General features: G+C 53.0%; 12 protein-coding genes. 2 read left to right on the plus strand and 10 right to left on the minus strand.

The window, feature by feature from the left end; genetic code table 11:
• Positions 1 to 65 precede the first annotated feature (65 nt).
• From uvrA to BOC67_RS08330, 6 genes are all read right to left on the minus strand, one after another.
• Positions 66 to 2,531 carry an excinuclease ABC subunit UvrA gene (gene uvrA / locus BOC67_RS08305; protein WP_291909237.1) on the minus strand — a complete coding sequence of 822 codons (2,466 nt, stop codon included), beginning with the start codon at positions 2,529 to 2,531 and terminating at the stop codon, positions 66 to 68.
• 142 nt (positions 2,532 to 2,673) lie between these two features.
• Positions 2,674 to 3,258: a hypothetical protein gene (locus BOC67_RS08310; protein ID WP_291909240.1), complete on the minus strand. Its 585-nt coding sequence runs from the start codon at positions 3,256 to 3,258 to the stop codon at positions 2,674 to 2,676.
• Positions 3,259 to 3,432: 174 nt separating this feature from the next.
• Positions 3,433 to 5,019, minus strand: coding sequence for a bacillithiol biosynthesis cysteine-adding enzyme BshC (bshC, locus tag BOC67_RS08315; protein ID WP_291909242.1), 1,587 nt, complete (start codon positions 5,017 to 5,019; stop codon positions 3,433 to 3,435).
• A 195-nt stretch (positions 5,020 to 5,214) separates the two neighbouring features.
• Positions 5,215 to 6,684, minus strand: coding sequence for a glycoside hydrolase family 130 protein (locus tag BOC67_RS08320; RefSeq protein ID WP_291909245.1), 1,470 nt, complete (start codon positions 6,682 to 6,684; stop codon positions 5,215 to 5,217).
• An 18-nt stretch (positions 6,685 to 6,702) separates the two neighbouring features.
• Positions 6,703 to 7,974, minus strand: a complete 1,272-nt coding sequence (locus tag BOC67_RS08325) for a glucose-1-phosphate adenylyltransferase (RefSeq protein WP_291909247.1) — start codon at positions 7,972 to 7,974, stop codon at positions 6,703 to 6,705.
• Positions 7,975 to 8,006: 32 nt separating this feature from the next.
• Positions 8,007 to 9,434, minus strand: a complete 1,428-nt coding sequence (locus tag BOC67_RS08330) for a glycogen synthase (RefSeq protein ID WP_291909249.1) — start codon at positions 9,432 to 9,434, stop codon at positions 8,007 to 8,009.
• A 109-nt stretch (positions 9,435 to 9,543) separates the two neighbouring features.
• On the opposite strand from BOC67_RS08330, the gene BOC67_RS08335 reads away from it, so the two are divergent.
• A complete protein-coding gene (locus tag BOC67_RS08335; RefSeq protein ID WP_291909252.1) occupies positions 9,544 to 10,437 on the plus strand; it encodes a DUF72 domain-containing protein in 894 nt (297 codons plus the stop codon).
• A gap of 85 nt (positions 10,438 to 10,522) precedes the next feature.
• Positions 10,523 to 13,447 carry an FAD-binding and (Fe-S)-binding domain-containing protein gene (locus BOC67_RS08340; protein WP_291909255.1) on the plus strand — a complete coding sequence of 975 codons (2,925 nt, stop codon included), beginning with the start codon at positions 10,523 to 10,525 and terminating at the stop codon, positions 13,445 to 13,447.
• Positions 13,448 to 13,513: 66 nt separating this feature from the next.
• Here the strand turns inward: BOC67_RS08340 and BOC67_RS08345 are convergent, their stop codons facing one another.
• Genes BOC67_RS08345 through BOC67_RS08360 form a run of 4 tightly spaced genes read right to left on the minus strand, consistent with a single transcriptional unit; the run spans position 13,514 to position 19,987 of the window.
• The gene (locus tag BOC67_RS08345) at positions 13,514 to 14,269 is read right to left on the minus strand and encodes a class I SAM-dependent methyltransferase (RefSeq protein ID WP_291909258.1); all 756 of its coding nucleotides are present in this window, start codon (positions 14,267 to 14,269) and stop codon (positions 13,514 to 13,516) included.
• Positions 14,270 to 14,271: 2 nt separating this feature from the next.
• Positions 14,272 to 17,445 (minus strand): efflux RND transporter permease subunit, encoded by a 3,174-nt coding sequence (locus BOC67_RS08350; RefSeq protein WP_291909260.1) that lies wholly within the window; start codon positions 17,443 to 17,445, stop codon positions 14,272 to 14,274.
• Between the two features lie 23 nt (positions 17,446 to 17,468).
• The gene (locus tag BOC67_RS08355) at positions 17,469 to 18,614 is read right to left on the minus strand and encodes an efflux RND transporter periplasmic adaptor subunit (RefSeq protein ID WP_291909263.1); all 1,146 of its coding nucleotides are present in this window, start codon (positions 18,612 to 18,614) and stop codon (positions 17,469 to 17,471) included.
• Positions 18,615 to 18,640: 26 nt separating this feature from the next.
• On the minus strand, positions 18,641 to 19,987 hold the full coding sequence (locus tag BOC67_RS08360) for a TolC family protein (protein ID WP_291909266.1): 1,347 nt from the start codon (positions 19,985 to 19,987) through the stop codon (positions 18,641 to 18,643).
• Positions 19,988 to 20,025 lie beyond the last annotated feature (38 nt).

The following is a 20,025-nucleotide window of genomic DNA, read 5'->3' on the forward strand; positions in this document are numbered from 1 at the left end:
CTTCATCAAGCAACTATCAATAGTACAAACAACTCTTAAATCAACAATGCTAATTTTATTAGCACCTATAAATACCTTCCCAAAAACGCCGCCGTTTTGCTCCCCTTCACCTTCGCCACCTGTGCCGGCGTCCCCTGCGCCACTATACGCCCTCCTTCCTCGCCCGCACCCGGCCCCATGTCAATCACCCAATCGCTGCCGGCGAGTACCCGCATATTATGCTCTACTACAACCACCGTGTTACCGCCATCTACCAGTAAATTCAACTGCGCCATCAGCTTGTCCACATCTGCCGGATGCAGGCCTGTAGTAGGTTCATCCAGGATGTACAGCGTGTTGCCCCGTCCCATGCGCTGCAGCTCCGTAGCCAGCTTGATGCGCTGCGCCTCTCCGCCGGATAACTCCGTAGCCGGCTGCCCTAATCGCAGGTAGCCCAGCCCTACTTCCCGCAGCACGTGCAGGGAATGATGCACGGCGCTGTCATCTTCAAAAAACTGGTACGCCTCATTGACCGTCATCTGCAGCACTTCCGCAATACTCTTTTCCCGGTAGGTAATCTCCAGCGTTTTGGCGTTGTACCTGCTGCCATGGCATACCGGGCAGGGCGCATACACGCTTGGCAGAAACAGCAGCTCCACCATCACAAACCCTTCGCCGTTACAGTTTTCGCACCGGCCTTTAGGCATATTAAACGAAAATCTTCCTGCGTCATATTTACGCGCTTTCGCCGCCTTCGTGGAGGCGAACAGCTTCCTTACATGGTCAAATAAACCGGTATAGGTAGCGAGGTTGGAACGCGGGGTGCGGCCAATAGCCTTCTGATCCACCAGCACCATGCGCTTTACATGCTCCATTCCTCCGGCAATGCGGCCATCCAGCGTTTCCGGGCGATCCTCCGCCAGGTCCGGCCCCTCTTCCTCCTCCGCCAGCGGCGTTCCTAAATGACCGGCCACCAGCTCCACCAACGCCTGGCTCACCAGGCTGGATTTGCCGGAGCCGCTCACGCCCGTAACCGCCGTAAACAAATGCAAGGGAAAATCCACATCCAGGTGGTCCAGGTTATTCCGCGTGACGCCGCGCAACTGCAACCAGTGGCGCGCGCTACGCGGCCGATGCTTCGCCGGCGGCAGTTTGTCAAACAGGTATTTCGCAGTAACGGAAGCGGCTACACGCTCCAGGCCCGCCGGCTCGCCGCTGTATAAAATCTCGCCGCCGCCTTCGCCGGCAAGCGGCCCCACGTCCACAATCCAGTCGGCATGGCGGATCACCTCCAGGTCGTGCTCCACGACGAACAACGAGTTGCCGGCGGCTTTCAGCTTATCCAATGCCCGCAGCAGCGACTGCGTATCCGCCGGATGCAATCCCGCCGAAGGCTCATCCAGCACATATACTACTCCAAACAGATTGGAGCGCACCTGCGTCGCAAGTCGTAACCGTTGCAGCTCTCCGGGCGACAATGTAGGCGTACTCCTCTCCAGCGAAAGATAGCCCAGCCCCAAATCCAGCATGACCTGTAAACGCGCCACTATATCAGCAGCAATTCGCTGAATCACCATCGCCTTTTCGGGATGCTTTTCATCCGGCACATCGCGCAGCTTATCCTGCATCATTTCGTACAGGCGTTTCAGTGGGACGGCAGATATCTCCCCAATATCCAACCCTCCAAACTTTACCGACAGCGACTCCCGCCGGAGGCGCTTTCCATGGCATTCCGGGCAAAGCGTACTTAACATATACTGCTGCACGCGCTTTTTCATCATCGCGCTCTGCGTATGGGCAAATGTATGCATGACATATTTGCGCGCGCCCATGAAAGTACCCATATAACTGGGTTCCAGCTTGCGTTTGAGGGCATCCTTCACTTCTTCTAAGGTAAAGCCTGCATACACGGGAACCGTAGGCTGCTCCTCGGTAAACAGTATCCAGTTGCGTAATTGCTGCGGCAAGTGCTTCCAGGGTACGTCTACATCGTAGCCCATGGTCGTCAGGATGTCCCGGTAATTCTGCCCCTGCCAGGCAGTAGGCCAGGCGGCCACCGCCCGCTCCCGGATAGTAAGATTGGGATCGGGCACCATGGATGCCTCCGTGGCATCGTAAATCCGCCCCATACCATGGCAGGTAGGGCACGCCCCTTCAGGAGTGTTGGGAGAAAAAGCTTCCGCATGGATCGTGTCCACCCCCGGCGGGTAATCGCCCGCACGGGAAAACAACATCCGGAGCAAATTACTCAGGGTCGACACACTGCCCACGGACGACCTGGTAGTAGGCGTCCCGCGTTGCTGCTGCAATGCCACGGCCGGCGGCAAGCCTTCGATTTCATCCACCTCCGGCACCGGCATCTGGTGAAAGAGCCGCCTGGCGTAGGGCGACACCGACTCCAGGTAACGCCGCTGGGCCTCCGCATATAAGGTGCCGAATGCCAGGGAAGATTTTCCGGAGCCGGAAATACCAGTAAATACTACTAATGCATCGCGGGGGATGAGGAGGTCTACGTTCTTGAGATTATGCTCGCGCGCACCTCGTACATTCACAAATCCAGGGGTTGAGTGTTGTTGCATAACAGCAGCTGCCACAAGAATTATGCCCCGGGATCAGGTTGGTTCAGTAACAGCCAAAACAACAATGCCCCGGAGGAAAAATCCCCCGGGGCATTGCTACCTATCCTTATCCTGCCTAGAAGTTAAACAGGCAGTTCAAGCCAAATACATCATATACATTATCCGAAATCGTACGCATATACGAAGCGCGTATCTCGATATTATGATTGCGTTGCCCAACTTTAAAGCGTACACCCGCATCGCCGGCAGGCCCTACACCTGCTCCGCTGCCTTTGGCTGTATAACTGCCATAATCGCTGTAGTCCACATCTTCCCGGAAGGTAGCATAGTGGTAACCAAACCCGGCGCCTGCAAAAAATCCGAAACGCTTCCCATTGTTCTTTACCGCGCCGGCGCCGAAGTTAAAGTCGGCCGTTACAGGCGCATTGAACGCAAAGGAAATACTGGTGCTGTTTACACTGCTGCCCCAGGAAAAGGAAGAACCCAATGCAAACGTAAGAGGAACGCCCACAGAAACCGCGGCATTGTTGGAAACAGGAAAATTAACCCGGGGATAATAGAGCAGGGTAGCCAGTCCTTCCGCATCGCCCAATTCCGGCGCCTGCACCATCACACCGGTACCGGCGCCATGGCGGAATTCCTGCGCAAAGGCATGCATACCCAACATGCAAACCACCAACAGGGATAAAACTTTTTTCATGAAGTATAGAATTTATAGGTTACAAAAGAAGGTAATTTTCAGGGATTTTGAGCCAGAAAGTCCATAAAATATAGACTTTTATATATACCAACTTTTCTTGATGGCATTGCTATATAAAAAGCTGCCGGCCCTGCTTACTCATCGCAGGTCCGGCATATTTTTATATAGCAACATTTACTCTGCTATCACTATCGTAAACTGATCCGTCACCGGCGTCTGCACCTCCAGCAACCGGTCAAAGAAGGCAGGCCCCTCCATCGCATACCACGGGATGAAGTTCTCCTTCCGCTCCTGTAACGATCCTGCCGGGAACAACCGGGCTTTGATCGTCCGGATCTGGTCCGTCTGCCAGGCAAATTTCTTTTTCTCCGCACGGAGGAACTTATGTTCCAGCTTACTGATGGACTTCATGGCCCGCTTCCGTTCGGAATTTGCCGACGCCACGAGGGTCACGTCAATACTCCTCGCCTTCTCCTCCAGGATATCAAAGAGTTTTTCCATCTCCGCATACTCGTCTTTCAACACCAGCGCGGCATCTGTATGCTGCTGCACAAAGCTGTTGATAATGTCGTCCGTACTTTGGAACAGCGTACGAACGGGCAGTTCCAGCTTCTGCAGGCGTTTGTTACTCTGCTCGTCTACCAGCAGCAGGGAGTTGCGGAGCAACAGCACCGGGTAAGGCACGCCATAATGCGCAAACAGCTGCTGCAGTTCCAGCCAGTAGGCGATTTCCCCGCCTCCGCCGATGAAAGCGATGTTAGGCAGGATCGTTTCCTGGAACATACCGCGCAGGATCACATTCGGGCTAAACCGCTCGGGGTGGGCTTCCAGCTCTGCTTCCAGGGCTGCCTGGTCAAAACTGGTTTTGGTATGCAATACTTTCCAGTGGTCGCCTTCCCGTACAATACGTTCCCGCAAACCGGTTTCCAGGTAAAACAGGTTGATGTCCCTGGGGTTGGCCTGTATCTTATAATGATTCCCGATCTTCGCCAGGGTGTCCGCCACGAGGTCGTGCGACCGCTGATGCAGCAGTTCATCCTTCATAACGGGAATGTATAAACGTTTAAGTGCAGCATTGTCCGGCACCACCGTCACCAAACCGTAACGGCCAAACAGGGTATGCACCAGGTACAGCGTGGCTTCCTGGATGTTTTTATGTTCCAGGTAGGCGCTCCTCAGTATATCCAGCAGTTCCTGGCCATGCGGTAAAAATCCAATGCTATCCTGTATCTGGCTGATCACCAGTTCCAGCCCTTCCGGCGCCATACGGCCTACAGGCCCCTGCTGTTGCGTGTTCCAGGTGAGGGTCTTGCCTTCCAGGTAGATGCTACCTAATTCTTCCAGGTCCGCATCTTCGCTGCCCATATAATAGACAGGCACAAAATTGTATTGCGGGTACTGTTCTTTCAATTCCCCGGCCAGCTTGATGGTTTGCAGAATTTTGTAGGCAAAATAAAGGTAGCCGGTGAAAATATTGGGTTGGTGGGCAGTACAGACGGTGAAGGTTCCGGGTTGCAGCAGGCTGCTGATATTCTCTTGTACGGCAGCTACCGGCGTTAAAGCGGCATACTGTTGTTCCAGCGCTGCCACCAGCTCCTTACGCGGTGTGGCAAATGCCTTACGGGCTTCTATCGCTGCTGCAAAATCCGGTCTGACGGGCGAATATTTATAAAACGGTCTAATCTGTTGATCTTCTGCCAAAAAATCTGTTACCAGCTGGTTAAAATAACCTGTTTCCCCATAAGGAATATACTCGAGCATATCTATCAATAATTACGTATGATGAATTACAGATGTGGTGGAGCTCAATGAAACCAATACATCGAAAAATTTGAATGTACGAAGTTAAACAGTTTTTTATTACCAGCACCAGGTAATTAAGGAACGGCAGATTTGCAGGAATAATTGGAGGAAATCCTGACAAATGGAAAAGTTTTTTTTCCCTGTCGGGAGAGATTAAACGCCGTCGGCTTTAATAGTTGCCAGTAACTTATCCAGACATACGCTGGCAAAGCCGGAGGCATAATCCGACAAACCATAGGGGATGATCAGTTCGTTGTTATGGATAATGGAACCACAGCTGTACAGGACGTTGGGCACATACCCTTCTCGTTCGTCCTTCTTGGGCACCAGCAAAGGCTCCCGCAGGCGGCCGATTTCTTTGCGCGGGTCTTCCAGGTCCAGCAAACTGGCCCCGATGCAATAGGTGCGCATAGGCCCTACCCCGTGGGTAATCACCAGCCACCCTTCCGGGGTTTCTATCGGGGAACCGCAGTTACCCACCTGTACAAACTCCCAGGGATACTTGGGGGTTTGCAATATCTGGGGATTTTCCCAGATGTTAATTTTATCTGAGTACATGATGTACCCGTTGATGCCGTCAATCCGGGAAATCATCACATACTTCCCTCCGATCTTACGGGGGAAGAGCGCCAGGTTCTTATTCTGCGCCCCCTCCCCGTACAACGGCATTATCTTGAAATTGTAGAAATCTTTTGTTTGCAGGAGTTTGGGCTGGATGGTGATACCGTCGTAAGCCGTGTAGGTGGCGTAGTAGGTAACAGCCCCGTCTTCCCCGGTAAATTTCACGAAGCGGGCATCTTCTATCCCCCGGCTCTCCGCATCCGAATAAGGAAAAATAATCCGGTCGGAGATATCCGTATCCAGGGAAAAGTTCAGTTCATAATAACTGTCCGCCAGCCAGAGTACGCGTTCCAGCTCTTTCTTTAGCAGGTGATCCACCTGGTAACGCTGCTGCATATCCCGGATGGTGCGCTTCAGCGCCTGGTACTCGAATTTATCGGACAGGCTGTTTTGCACTTCCTGCATGATGGAATCCGGCAGCTTGATGGATACGGCATTCTGGAAAAACGTCTGCTTATGATATACCGCGTTGCGGATCACTTCCGCTTCGTCAATATAATTACCCGGCGATTCCAGGAAGATTTCGTTGTTCTTGTCGATCAGCCCATTCCGGAAGGCAATGGAAGAAACGTGCCCTTCTCCCACCGCCCTGAAGCTGATGATGATGCGTTTCTCTCCTTCTTCCAGCCCGCTCTGGTCAATATCCTCCACGATGCTGGGATTGAAGAAGGCGGCTGACTCGATGGAGTATTCGTTGGTAAAGTAGGAACCGATCAGGAGTTTTTTGCGATAGCTGAGTTCTTCGTAGCTGATTTGCAATGCCTCAAAGAGATGGCTTACCCGGTCCGCATGTCGTTCGAAGATCCGGGTAATGTTACGATGCCTCCTGGAAAACTCTCTCAGTATAGGCATGATCGTTAGGTTTACCTGGGAATCATCCATCTCCACTACTTTCTGGATAATCGATTTGGCCCTTGCTTCACCGTTGAAGAAGAACCTTGCCACCACCCTTTTCAGGTCAGGATAAATTTTTGTGCTTTTCCTATCAATAGACAATTGCATGTTTACCACATTTGGTCATCAAATCTCAAAGCCGTCGTTCAGTACCATGCCTTTTTTCACAACAACGATACCATCTTTTACGGTGTATTTTTCAAAATCCCCGTCTGCGAGGTGTTTGCCTCCGTTGATATGTACGTTGTTGCCTATACTAACGTTTTTATCTATTATGGCATTATTGATAACACAGTTTTCGCCGATACCGATGGGCGGAAACCCTTTTTCCTGCGCTTTTTGCAGTTCGGCCAGCGTCTGATAGTAATCGCTGCCCATGATATAGCTGTTGGTGATTACGCTGCCCTTGCCGATGCGGGTACGAATCCCGATCACGCAGCGTTCCAAACGACTTGCCAAAATAATACAACCATCCGCCACAATAGTTCTTTCGATGGCGCCTGAAATTTTTGCAGGCGGCAGCATACGGGCGCGGGAGTAGATGGTTTGCGACTCGTCGTAGAGGTTGAACAGGGGAATATCGTCCGTCAGTCCGATATTGGCTTCAAAGAAGGAAGGAATGTTCCCGATGTCCGTCCAGTAGCCTTCGTATTGGTAGCTGTAGACCTTATGCCCTTCGGAGATGGCAAACGGGATCACCTGCTTACCGAAATCTGCCTGTTCGGGGTTGCCCATGAGCATATCGAACAGCACCTGCCGGCTGAAGACGTAAATACCCATGCTGGCCAGGTACACCCTGCCGGCCTCTTTCATTTCAGGGCTCACTTCGGAAGCCCATGGCGGCAGCTGCTCCTGCGGCGGCTTTTCGGTAAACGATACGATCGCCCCTTCGGTATTGTTTTTCAGGATACCGAAGTCCGACGCTTCCCTGGCCGCCACCGGGATGGTAGCGATGGAAATATCTGCGCCGGTAGCCTTATGTTGTTCTATGAATTTACTGAAGTCCATTTGGTACAACTGGTCACCGGAAAGAATGAGTACATATTCGAACTCAAAGTTTTCCATATGGTGCAGGCATTGCCGCACGGCATCGGCCGTGCCCTGGTACCAGGTGGGGTTATCGGGGGTTTGCTCCGCCGCCAGGATGTCTACAAAAGCCTTGTCGAAATTGCTGAACCGGTAGGTGTTCTTGATATGCTTGTTCAGCGACGCGGAATTGTACTGCGTAAGTACGAAGATCCTGTTCAGTCCTGCATTCAGGCAGTTGGATATGGGGATATCAACCAAACGGTATTTACCGGCCAAAGGTACTGCCGGCTTGGAGCGGCGGCGTGTAAGCGGGTATAGGCGGGTTCCTGCCCCACCTCCTAATATAATGGAAATTACGGCGTTAGACATATATAATAAGGGAGTTATTTTCTTTTTTTAAATCAGGACGTATGCGCGCGCATTTGCTCGTAGAGATCTACATACTGCTTTGCCGAAGCGGTCCATGAATGATCCAGGTGCATGCCTGCCAGCTGCACATCGCGCAGCCTGCGCTTATCCTGGTACAATTCAATGGCCCTTTTCACGGAGCTGCATGCATCCCATACGGAAGGCTGAATGAACCGGATACCTACCCCGCCAGGATCGCCGAAGTCGGTAACAGTGTCCTTCAAACCTCCGGTACTTCTCACAACAGGGATCGTGCCATAACGCAGGGCGTACAGCTGATTCAGGCCGCAAGGCTCCACCCGCGAAGGCATTAGCAGAAAATCGCTGCCTGCGTAAATCAGGTGGGACAATGCTTCGTCGTACCCAATATGAAGATTAAATCCATAGCTGGCATAATTTCTTGTTTCTTTCAGCATCCACTCAATATGCGGGTCGCCGCTGCCGAGTACCAGGAAGTTTACTTCTCCCGGCAGCTCATGTAAGCTTCTTCCTATTATTTCGGGGAGAAGATCAGCGCCTTTGTCGCCCACGAGCCGCCCGATGAACGATACCAGCGGCAGGGACGAGTCGAGGCCAAACCGCTCGCATAGGTCTGTCTTGTTCACTTCTTTTCCTTCAGGAATCAATTCAGGGGTATAATTGTTCGATATGCGGGGGTCCGTGGCTGGGTCCCACACTACCGTGTCTATGCCGTTAATAATGCCGCTGGTCTTAGCCCGCTCGCTGCTGATCAGGCTTTCCAGTCCATTGGCGTTTTGATATAACTCCTCCATATAGCCGGGGGAAACCGTCGTCACCCGCCAGGCGCATTTAATGCCCGCCGCCAGGGGATTGATGCATCCGCCCCAATCCAGCAGGCCGGCCTTCCAGAGGTCGAACCCCGGGATGAGGTAGAGCTTATCCCAGCCAAACTGGCCCTGGTACTGGGCATTGTGAATGGTGAGTACGGAAGGCGCCTGGTTGAGGCGACTATATTTATACCCGTAGCTCAGCATGAATGGGATCAGGCCTGTGTGGTGATCATGGCAATGAATCACATCCGGCTGATGCTGCCATTCGTTAATCCAGTCCAGCGTAGCGATCTGAAAAGCGAGAAAACGCTCCGTATCGTTGGGGTACCCATATACGGCAGGTGTATCCAGCAACCCGGGAATGTCAACGAGATAAAGGTCGAACCCGAGGCTATTATGTCTCTCCTTAAAAACATTAAAATGATACCACTGATGCCCCAGCCACATACCGGACTGGTGTACCACATCAAACTCATGGGTATCAAAAAACTTATTCCTGTAGGCCGGCAGTACCACTTTGGCAATATGCCCCAGTTCCTGCTGGTATTTGGGCAGGGCCCCTACCACATCTCCCAGTCCTCCGACCTTGGCTACCGGGTAACATTCCGCGCTGACGTGTAATATTTCCATGCTGCTAATTGTATTTCCTTAAGTTAGTTGCAAAAAACTGAAATTCAAAATTTTCTTACCTTGCTGGCACAACCCTTGCCGACTGATTGTTATCTAATAAATATCAGTTATGAAGTTCGGTACGGTCCCCACATCCATGCTGGATGATATAGATTTCAAGCTCCCGGCGGAACCGCTGTGGAACAAGCGCATCCTCAAAGGCACGCCGGTACGCCATCCGCACATATTTTCAGGCGCTGCCAAATGGGCCCGCCGGGAATGGATTGACGTCCTCTACCCCGCCGGCACCCGCGAAAACCAATTCCTGCAGGAATACATCAAACATTTCAACAGCATTGAACTCAATGCCACCCGCTATAAGATTTATGATGAAACGGCCGTTCGCCGCTGGGGCGAAAAAGCCCGTGGACAGGATTTCGTATTTTGCCCCAAAGTGCCCCAGATCATCAGCCACTACGGCAGCCTGAGTAACGCGGCCGAACGTACGACGGAGTTCCTGGATGGAATGCTGGGCTTCGGCAAACACCTGGGGCCTATATTTTTACAGTTAAGTGAGAAATTCGGGCCGGGCCGGCGTAAGCAACTGTACGATTATGTGGCCCAGCTGCCGGGCGACCTCCAATTTTTCGTGGAAGTGCGGCACCCTGGTTGGTTCGAGGACGAAGCCGTACGCATGGAGCTTTTCCAGACGCTGGCCGATCATAAAGTGGGCGCTGTGATTACGGATACGCCGGGCCGGCGCGACTGCCTGCATATGCACCTGACCGTACCCAAAGCATTTGTACGGTTCGTGGCCAATGACCTCCACCCTACGGATTTCACCCGCATCGACGACTGGGCCCACCGGGTCAAATACTGGCTGGATAAAGGCCTCAAGGAATTCTATTTCTTCCTGCACACCAAATCGGAAAAAAATATTCCGGAACTGGGCATCTACTTCGCCGACCAGGTCAAAAGGGTGTGTGGAATTGAGATAAAAAAACCTGAGTATATAAAACATTGATTCTTTTTTTGACGATTATATTACAGGAGGTGAAAAAGCCGAGCTGATATATTAATTTTGCCCTCTCTAAACAGGTACATATATCATGCGCGACAAGCTAGAGCAATTGGCCGGGGAATTGAAAGGCACGTTATACACAGACGATACGATGCGGACCCTTTATGCCACAGATGCTTCGGCATACCGCGAAATGCCCTTAGCAGTGGCGATTCCGGCCGATGAAGCAGATCTTAAAACACTGATCAGATTTGCACGTGAAAATAAAACTTCCCTGATACCACGGACCGCCGGCACCTCCCTCGCCGGACAGGTAGTAGGCAACGGCATCATCACTGACGTTTCCCGCACGTTTACAAAAATTCTGGAACTCAATAAGGAAGAAGGCTGGGTGCGCGTACAACCGGGCGTTATCCGGGATGAATTGAACATGTTCCTCAAACCCCACGGGCTCTACTTCGGACCGGAAACCTCCACCGCCAACAGGGCGATGATCGGGGGGATGGTAGGCAATAACTCCTGCGGCTCCAACTCCGTGGTGTACGGCAGTACCCGCGAACACCTGCTGGAAGTAAAAGCCCTCCTCAGCGACGGGCAGGAAGTTACCTTCGGCGCTATGGACGCCGAAACCTTCCACCAGAAGTGCGAAGGCCCCGACACGCTGGAGACCCGCATCTACCGGCAAATCCGTACCGCCCTCAGTAATCACAACAACGCGGAGGAAATCAGGAAGGAGTTCCCTAAAAAGAGCATCCCCCGCCGCAATACCGGCTATGCGGTGGACATGCTGCTGGAAACCAACCCTTTCACCGCCGGCACGGAAGACTTCAACTTCTGTAAACTCATCGCCGGTTCAGAAGGCACCCTGGCTTTCCTGACTGAAATTAAATTACATGTAGATCCGCTCCCGCCAAAGGAAGTGGGCCTGCTCTGCATACATTTCAACAACGTGGATGAATCGCTCCGCGCCAACGTGCTGGTGATGGACTTCAAACCCAGCGCCAGTGAGCTGATCGACCACTACATCCTGGAGTGTACAAAAGATAATATCGAACAAAGCAAAAACCGCTTCTTCGTACAGGGCGAGCCCGGCGCCATCCTCGTGGTGGAATTCTGCCGCGATACCCGCGAGGAGATCGTGGAAATATGCGCCAAAGTAGAGGCTACGCTCCGCGAAGCGGGCCTGGGCTACCACTTCCCGCTGCTCTTCGGGGAAGACAGTAAAAAGATCTGGGCCCTCCGCAAAGCCGGACTGGGGCTGCTCAGCAACCTCCCCGGCGATGAAAAGGCCGTACCGGTGATCGAAGATACGGCCGTAGCCGTAGAAGACCTGCCGTATTTTATCCGCGACTTCAACGAGATACTCAAACAATACGGCCTGTACTCCGTACACTACGCCCATGCGGGCTCCGGTGAAATCCACCTCCGCCCTATCATCAACCTGAAAACCGTGGAAGGCAATCACCTCTTCCGCAAGATTGCCGAAGAAATTGCCACGCTGGTAAAGCAATACAAAGGCTCTCTCTCCGGCGAACACGGCGATGGCCGCCTCCGCGGCGAGTTCATCAAACAGATGGTGGGGGAAAAGAACTACGAACTGCTGCGGGAAATCAAATACACCTGGGACCCGGAAAATATCTTCAATCCCAACAAGATCGTGGATACGCCAAGCATGAACAGCATGCTGCGCTACGAACCTGGTCAGCCCGCGCCAAGCATCAATACCATTTTCCACTTCCCGGATCAGACCATCCTGCAACATGCGGAGCAATGCAACGGCTCCGGCGACTGCCGTAAGACGCAACTCAGCGGCGGCACCATGTGCCCCAGCTATATGGCTACCCGCAACGAAAAGGATACCACCCGCGCCAGGGCCAACATCCTGCGCGAGTTCCTCACGCATTCCAATAAGGAAAACCGTTTCGACCATAAAGAGATTTACGAAGTGTTGGACCTCTGCCTCGCCTGCAAGGGTTGTAAGTCAGAATGCCCGTCCAACGTGGATATGGCGAAGCTCAAGATGGAATTCCTGCAGCATTACTACGATGCCAACGGCGTACCGATGCGTGCCAACATGATCGGGAACTATTCCAAACTGAACGGACTGGCCTCTATAGCGCCATCTGTTTATAACGGCCTCGTTAAGAATCCGCTAACGGGCAGCCTTATACGTAAATTCTCCGGGTTTGCGCCCAAGCGCTCCCTCCCAACGCTGCATTCCACCACGCTGCGCAACTGGTTTACCCGCTCCTGGCCACGGGAAAAGAAAGGCAAAACCGGTAACCGCAAAGTGTACCTCTTCTGCGATGAGTTCACCAATTTCAACGATACCACCATCGGTATCAAAGCGGTGAAGCTCCTGCATAAATTGGGTTATGAAGTGGAGATGGTAGAGCATCCGGAAAGCGCGCGCGCGTATATGTCCAAAGGACTGCTGCGCAAAGCGCGGGAAATAGCGGAGGACAATGTCCGCATTTTCCAAACCATCATCAACGAGCAAACGCCGCTTTTGGGCGTAGAACCTTCTGCCATACTCAGCTTCCGGGACGAGTACCCTGACCTGGTGCGGGAAGGGCTCCGTAATGGCGCGAAAACGCTTGCCAAGCACGTGTACCTGGTCGACGAGTTCCTCGCGATGGAGGCCGAAAAAGGCAATATCACCGCTGCCCAGTTCACGACCAAAGCGCAACATATCAAATTACACGGCCACTGCCAGCAGAAAGCATTATCATCTGCCCTGCACAGTAAAAAAATCCTTTCCATACCGAGCAATTATTCCGTGGAGGTGATACCTTCCGGCTGCTGCGGTATGGCGGGCTCCTTCGGCTACGAAAAAGAGCATTACGACCTCAGTATGCAGATCGGGGAAATGGTGCTGTTTCCGGCGGTACGTAACGCAGCGCCGGGCACGATCATCGCAGCGCCGGGCACCAGCTGCCGGCACCAGGTAAAAGATGGCACCGGCGTGATTGCCAAACATCCGATTGAGATATTGTACGAAAGCCTGGCATAGGTTTTTATAAAATAAGAGAGGCTGTATCAGTATCCTGATACAGCCTCTTTTTATTGTCTTTACTTATTACGCTTCCAGTTTCCCCAGGTATATCTCCGTCAGAAAGTGAAATTTCACGATCCCGTTCACCTGGAATTTCTCATAGATATCTTCCAGCTCTTTGAGCATCGCTTCATGCTGCGGCCCTGACTCCGGCGCGTAGGAGGAGGACAGCAACCGCCCCCGAAGGCCTTTGAAATCGAACTGCTGCGCATGTTGCAGTTGTTTCAATTGATAGGCCGCAGGCGCGAAGAAGGCGGCAATTTGCGCAGGGGTAATGTTTTTGTGGTTCACCTTCGCATAGTCGGTACCGTATTTATGCAGCAGCGCTTCATAAGCTTTTTCAAATGGCTGCTCGGTTTGGCGCACATTCCAGATCAGCGCGGCGTAACTACCGGGCTTGCCTATACGCACAAATTCCGCTTTGGCCGCCGGCGCATCAAACCAGTGAAACGCTTGCCCCGCCACGATCAGATCCACACTATGATCCGGCAGGGTCGTCCGTTCTGCCGTACCCGTTACAGGCTCAAACTGCCCGTATGGGGTGAGCATTTTGATCATCTGCTCCCGCATTTCCTTATTGGGTTCCACGGCATATACTTTATTCCCCTGTTCCAGGAAAGGCTCCGCTGAGATGCCGGTGCCGGCGCCAATATCCGCCACCACCGTATCTTTCCGCAATACGCCTGCCTCTTTGAGGAAAGGAATCAGGCTGTCCGGATAATGCGGACGGTATTTTACATAGTTCTCTACTCTTGAGCTGAAGCGTTCTGTGTTTTTCATGGTTATTCTCCCAATCCTTTAGGTTTCTTCTCTTCGTTGCCGAACTGTTCGAGTTCCGCCAGTTTTTTCTTACCGTAAGCCAGTTTCGTAATGAGCACATACAATACCGGCACACTAAAGATAGCCACAAAAGTGGCAGCCAGCATACCTCCCACTACCGTAAACCCGATGTTTACGCGGGAAGCGGCGCCGGCGCCTTTAGCCAGGCATAGCGGCAGCACGCCGAGGATGAAGGCGAAGGAGGTCATAAGGATGGGACGGAAACGCAACTTCACCGCCTCCAGGGTGGCCTGCATGAGCGGCATACCGCGGTCCACACGCTCTTTACAGAATTCCACGATCAGGATGGCGTTTTTGGCGGACAACCCGATCAGCGTGATCAAACCAATCTGTGAATATACGGAGTTGGCCTGCTTGCTGAGGGACAATGCCAGGATAGACCCGAACAAGGCCACCGGCACGGCCAGCAGTACGGAGAATGGTACAGACCAGCTTTCGTACAGGGCCGTCAGCAGGAGGAATACGAATAATATGGACAGACCGAAAATGAGCAAACTCTTATTACCGGCTTCGATTTCCTGTTTGGAAATGTTGGCCCACTCGTACCCGAAGTTGGATGGCAATACTTTCGCAGCCACTTCTTCCAGGGCCTTGATGGCATCCCCGGAGCTGTAACCCACCTGGGCATCCCCATCGATTTCGATGGAGCGGTAGAGGTTAAAGTGGTTGATTACCGGCGCACCGCCGCCTTTGTTGCTCGTAATGAGCGCGCTCAGCGGGATCATCTGGCCGGTATTGTTACGCACGTAGTACGTGGCCAGGTTATCGATGCTGGTACGGTAAAGGGAATCCGCCTGCAGCACCACGCGGAAGCTGCGGCTGAAGCGGGTAAAGTCGTTTACATATAAACCGCCGAGGAATGTTTGCAGGGCGCTGAACACATCGCTCACGGCTACCCCGAGCTGTTTACATTTATCCCTGTCCACCTCCACGTTGAACTGCGGGGTGTTGGCGCTGAAGAAGGCGTATGCACGGGCAATTTCAGGCCGCTGGTTTGCCGCCATGAGGAACTGGCCCAGCACCTGGTTCAGCTGCGCCATATCCGGGTTGCTCTTTTGCTCCATCATAAAGGAGAAACCGCCGGAGTTACCCAAACCGCGGAGGGTTGGGGAAGGAATACAAATCACGGTAGCCCCGAGGATGCGGCCGGCTTTGGCTTGTATCCTGCCAACGACGGTGCCGATGTCGTCCCCATGCTTGTAGCGCTCGTCCCAGGGCTTCAGGCTCACGAAGAAGGTACCGGAGTTGGGCTTGGTAGCGTTGGCCACGAAGTTGATACCGGCGATGCCGAAGAAGTGGTTCACCGCGCTGTCGGCCAGCAGTATCTGGTTGATCTGTTCGATCACTTCCTTGGTACGGCCGGAGGAAGAGGCGTCCGGCAGCTCCAGGGCGATGAACATCGCACCCATATCCTCCTGCGGCACGAAGGTGGTAGGCGTTTTCTTAAAGAGGTAGGCGGCAGCGGCAAAGAGGCATACCAATATCAGCAGCACCAGCCAGGTTTGGTGAATGGCGTGTTTCACGCCGTTTCCATATCGCTCCGTCACCTTTCCAAACCAGACATTGAACTTATAAAACAGTTTGTTTAAACCATGGGATTCTTTGGTGAGATGGGCAGGCCGCAACAGAATAGCCGTTAGTGCAGGCGTAAGGGTTAGCGCCAAAAATGCCGACAGCAATACGGAAAACGCAATGGTAAGTGCGAATTGCTGGTACAAGCGCCCGCTCACACCGGGAATGAAGGCCACCGGCACAAACACGGCCGCCAGGATCAGCGCAATGGCAATTACCGGCGCCTGCACTTCGGACATGGCTTTAAACGTAGCTTCCCTGGGCGACATCAGGTCCGAATCGATATGATGCTGCACCGCCTCCACCACCACAATGGCATCGTCCACCACGATACCGATGGCGAGTACGAACCCGAAGAGGGTCAGCGTATTGATGGAGAAACCCAGCAGGGTAAAGAAGATGAAGGTACCGATCAGGGATATCGGGATTACCAGTACCGGAATGAGGGTGGCCCTCCAGTTCTGCAGGAAGACGAACACCACGATCACCACCAGCAGCAGGGCTTCTATAAACGTTTGAATTACCTCTTCGATGGAAATCCTTACGAAGGAAGTGGTTTCAAATGGCACCAGCCATTGCATATCTTCCGGGAAGGATTTGGACAGCTCTTCCATGCGGGCCATCACGCGGTCGTTCACGTCCAGCGCATTGGCGCCGGGCGACAGGTAGATGGCGCAACCGGAGCCGGTTTTACCATCCGCCTTTGCTTCGATAGCGTAGGTGAAAGAGCCGAGGTTGATGCGGGCCACATCCCGCAGGCGCACCAGCGATCCGTTGGGGCTGCGGCGGATAACGATGTTCCCGAACTCTTCTGAAGTGGCCAGGCGGCCTTTTACGCTTACCGTATATTCAAACGCCTGGTGCCTGTTCATTGGCGGAGCGCCGATGCTACCGGCCGGCACCTGCTGGTTTTGCTCGGTAATGGCGGCTGCCACATCGCCGGCGGTCAGGCCCAGGGCAGCGAGCTTATCGGGATTGAGCCAGATACGCATACTATAGTCCTGGGAAAAGGCATTTACATCTCCCACACCAGACAAACGGGCCAGCTCCGGCTTGAGGTAAATATTCACGTAGTTATCGAGGAACTCGCGGCTGTGCGTGCCTTTAGGCGAGTTTACCGCGATTACCATCAACATATCGTTGGAACGCTTTTTAACGGTCACCCCTACACGGCGTACCTCGTCCGGCGTACTGGGCAGGGCCAGGCTCACGCGGTTCTGCACGTCCAGCGTGGCGATATCCGGGTCCGTACCGAGGTTGAAGGTAACGGTCAGGCTCATGGAACCATCGTTGGCGCTCACGCTTTGGATATACATGGCGCCCGGCGTACCGTTTACCTGGTTTTCGATGGGGGTGGTCACCGTTTCCTCTACCGTTGTGGAGTTGGCGCCAACATAGCTGGCGCGTACGTCCGTTACCGGTGGCGCAATGTCCGGCAGCTGCGCGATCGGCAGGTTAAACATACAGATCAAACCTACAATCACGATGAGTATAGCAATTACGATCGTAGTATTCTTGCGCTCTATAAAGGTTTTCGAGATCATGCTGTGAATGCAGTTTTGATGATTTATTTTCCGGCAGGAGCTGGGGCGTTAGCCGGCGGCGTAGCGCCGGCAATATTCACCGTATCTCCCGGTCTTACTTTCTGCAAGCCATCCACCACTATCCTGTCGCCCACATTCAGCCCTGATTTGATCAGCAGCATGGTATCCGCCTGGGGCCCCGGTTCAATACTTTTCTGCTGGATGGCATTATCCTTATTGATCAGCATTACGCTTGTTTCAGAGAGGTTTTGTACGATGGCTTTGGCCGGGATGGCGATCTGGGAAGCCGGCGTCTGGTATTCCATGATCACTACCAGGCTCATACCGGAGGTCAGCATCCTGTCCGCATTGGCAAACTGCAGGCGCACCTTCACGGTACCGGTGGTCTGGTCTACAATATTATTGATGGTAATGATCTTGCCGGTTTCGCTGTAGCGTTCTCCGTTGTTGAACTGCAGGAAGAACTTAAAATCGCCCGGGGAGGTTTTCAGTCTGGAGAATTCCTGCACGCGGGACTGGGACACATCGAAGTCCACATACATGGGCTGTTCGTTGACCACCGTGTTGATCAGCGTTTGGCCGGCATTCACGATGTCCCCTACTTTGATCTGCACGATACCTATTTTTCCGCTTACCGGGGCTTTGATCTGGGAGTGGTTCACATCCGTCCCGGCTCTGGCTACGGCAGCCTGCGCGGCGGCCAGGTTAGCCTTGGCCGTGAGCAAGGCCGTATAAGCCTGATCCACGGTTTGCTTGGAGATGGCGTCGTGTTCGAGGAGGTTTTTATAGCGTTCGTAGTCGCGCTGCTTCTGGGCGAGGTCCGCCTCCGCCTGCTGGCGGGTGGCGGTGGATTGGTTCAGGGCGGCGGTGTAGCGACTCCTTTCTATTTCATACAATACCTGGCCTTTCTTTACATCGGCGCCATCAGGCACGCGGATGGCGTCCAGGAAGCCGGTAACGTCCGACCGGATTTCCACGATGTTGTTGGCGGTGAGGGTGGCCGGGAACTTCTCCGTTACCGTATAGGTTCCGGCCTGTACGGTATAGGGTACCACTGTAGCTCTCATCTGACCCATCATAGCCTGCTGGTTCTTCTTTCCCCCTCCGCAGGCGCTGAGGATGACCGCTGAGGAAAACAGGAGTATGTTCGAATATTTGTTAAGATACATATGGAGAAGAAATTACGATTGACGAATTACTTGATTTTACCCATGGCTTTATCCAGGTCAGTTTTGCTGATGAGGATGTTGAGCATGGCGTTGATATAGTCTACCCTGGCCTGGGTCAGTTCATTTTCGGCAGACAGCACATCCAGGCTGGTGCTTACCCCCTGGTCATATTTGTACACTACCCTGTCGTATATCCCCTGCGTGAGGTCCATATTCTTCCTGGCGGTAACAAAGTTGTCCTTATTATTCAGGTACACGGTATTGGCCTGCTTTACCTCGTTGCTGATGGATTGTACCAGATAATCGAGGTCGTTCCGGGATTTTTCAACCGTGATGCGGTTTTGCCTGATCAGGTGGAGGCGCTCTGTGCCGGTAAAGATGGGCCAGTTCAGGGAGAGGCCGAAAACGGACGCGCCGAAGCCGGTTTTATACAGGTCCCCGAAGTCGGTGGAGAAATAATTCCAGCCATAGTTGACAAAAGCGGAGAGCGATGGCAGGTATTTCATCCTGGTACTTTTCAGCTGCAATTCATTGAGGGCGATCTGGGTGTTTTGCATGCTGTATTCGATGCGGTCTTCCGGGCGGTAGCTGAGCGTGTCGGACAGGTAGTCTTCCACGTTGAAATCCTGCACGGTTTCCGTGAGGGTCAGCTGCGCCTCCTGGGGCATACCCATCTGGAACTTGAGCAACTGTAACGAATACACGAGGTTGCGTATCTGGTTCGTCACCTGGGTAACCGTATTATTATATGATACCTGGATGCGGTCCACATCAATTCTTTCGGACACGCCCTGGTCATAACGCTGACGGGTATCTTCCAGCGTCTTGGTAAGTTGCTGGAGGTTGGATTTGGTGAGGCGGATATTTTCCTGGTTGGTCAGCACCGCATAGTAGGCTTTGGAGATGGCTACCGTTGTTTCGATATTGGTGCGGGTCAGTGTTTTGCGGGCCAGGTCCGTGTACACGCGGGAGGCTTTGAGGCCCAGGAAGTAATCGCTGTTGAAGATCACCTGATCCACCTGCCCGGTGACGGAAGATGCAAACCGGGTACCAAATTGCACGGGGATTTTCACATCGTAGTTACCATTTGCGATATCGGGGATGAGGGAGGTGGCCAGTTTCATATTATCGTTGAAAGCGGCGGAGATATTCCCGTGGGGAAGCAGCTTGCCGGTAGCTTCCTTCACCTGTTCCTCTGAAAAGTTGACATCAAGGTGGGCATTTACCACGTCGTGGTGGTGCAGTAGCCCGTATTTGATACATTCTTCCAGGTTGAAGGCATAGGAAGCGCCTTTAGCGGTATCTGCCTGTCCGAAAACAGACTGAAATCCTGTAATTAGCAGCAGAGATAACAGCAATTGGTTGCCACGCATATAAAATCATTGACGGTCTATGACGATTATCAGGTAGA

The sequence above is a fragment of the Chitinophaga sp. CB10 genome (assembly GCA_001870995.2).
Classification (GTDB): Bacteria; Bacteroidota; Bacteroidia; order Chitinophagales; family Chitinophagaceae; genus Chitinophaga.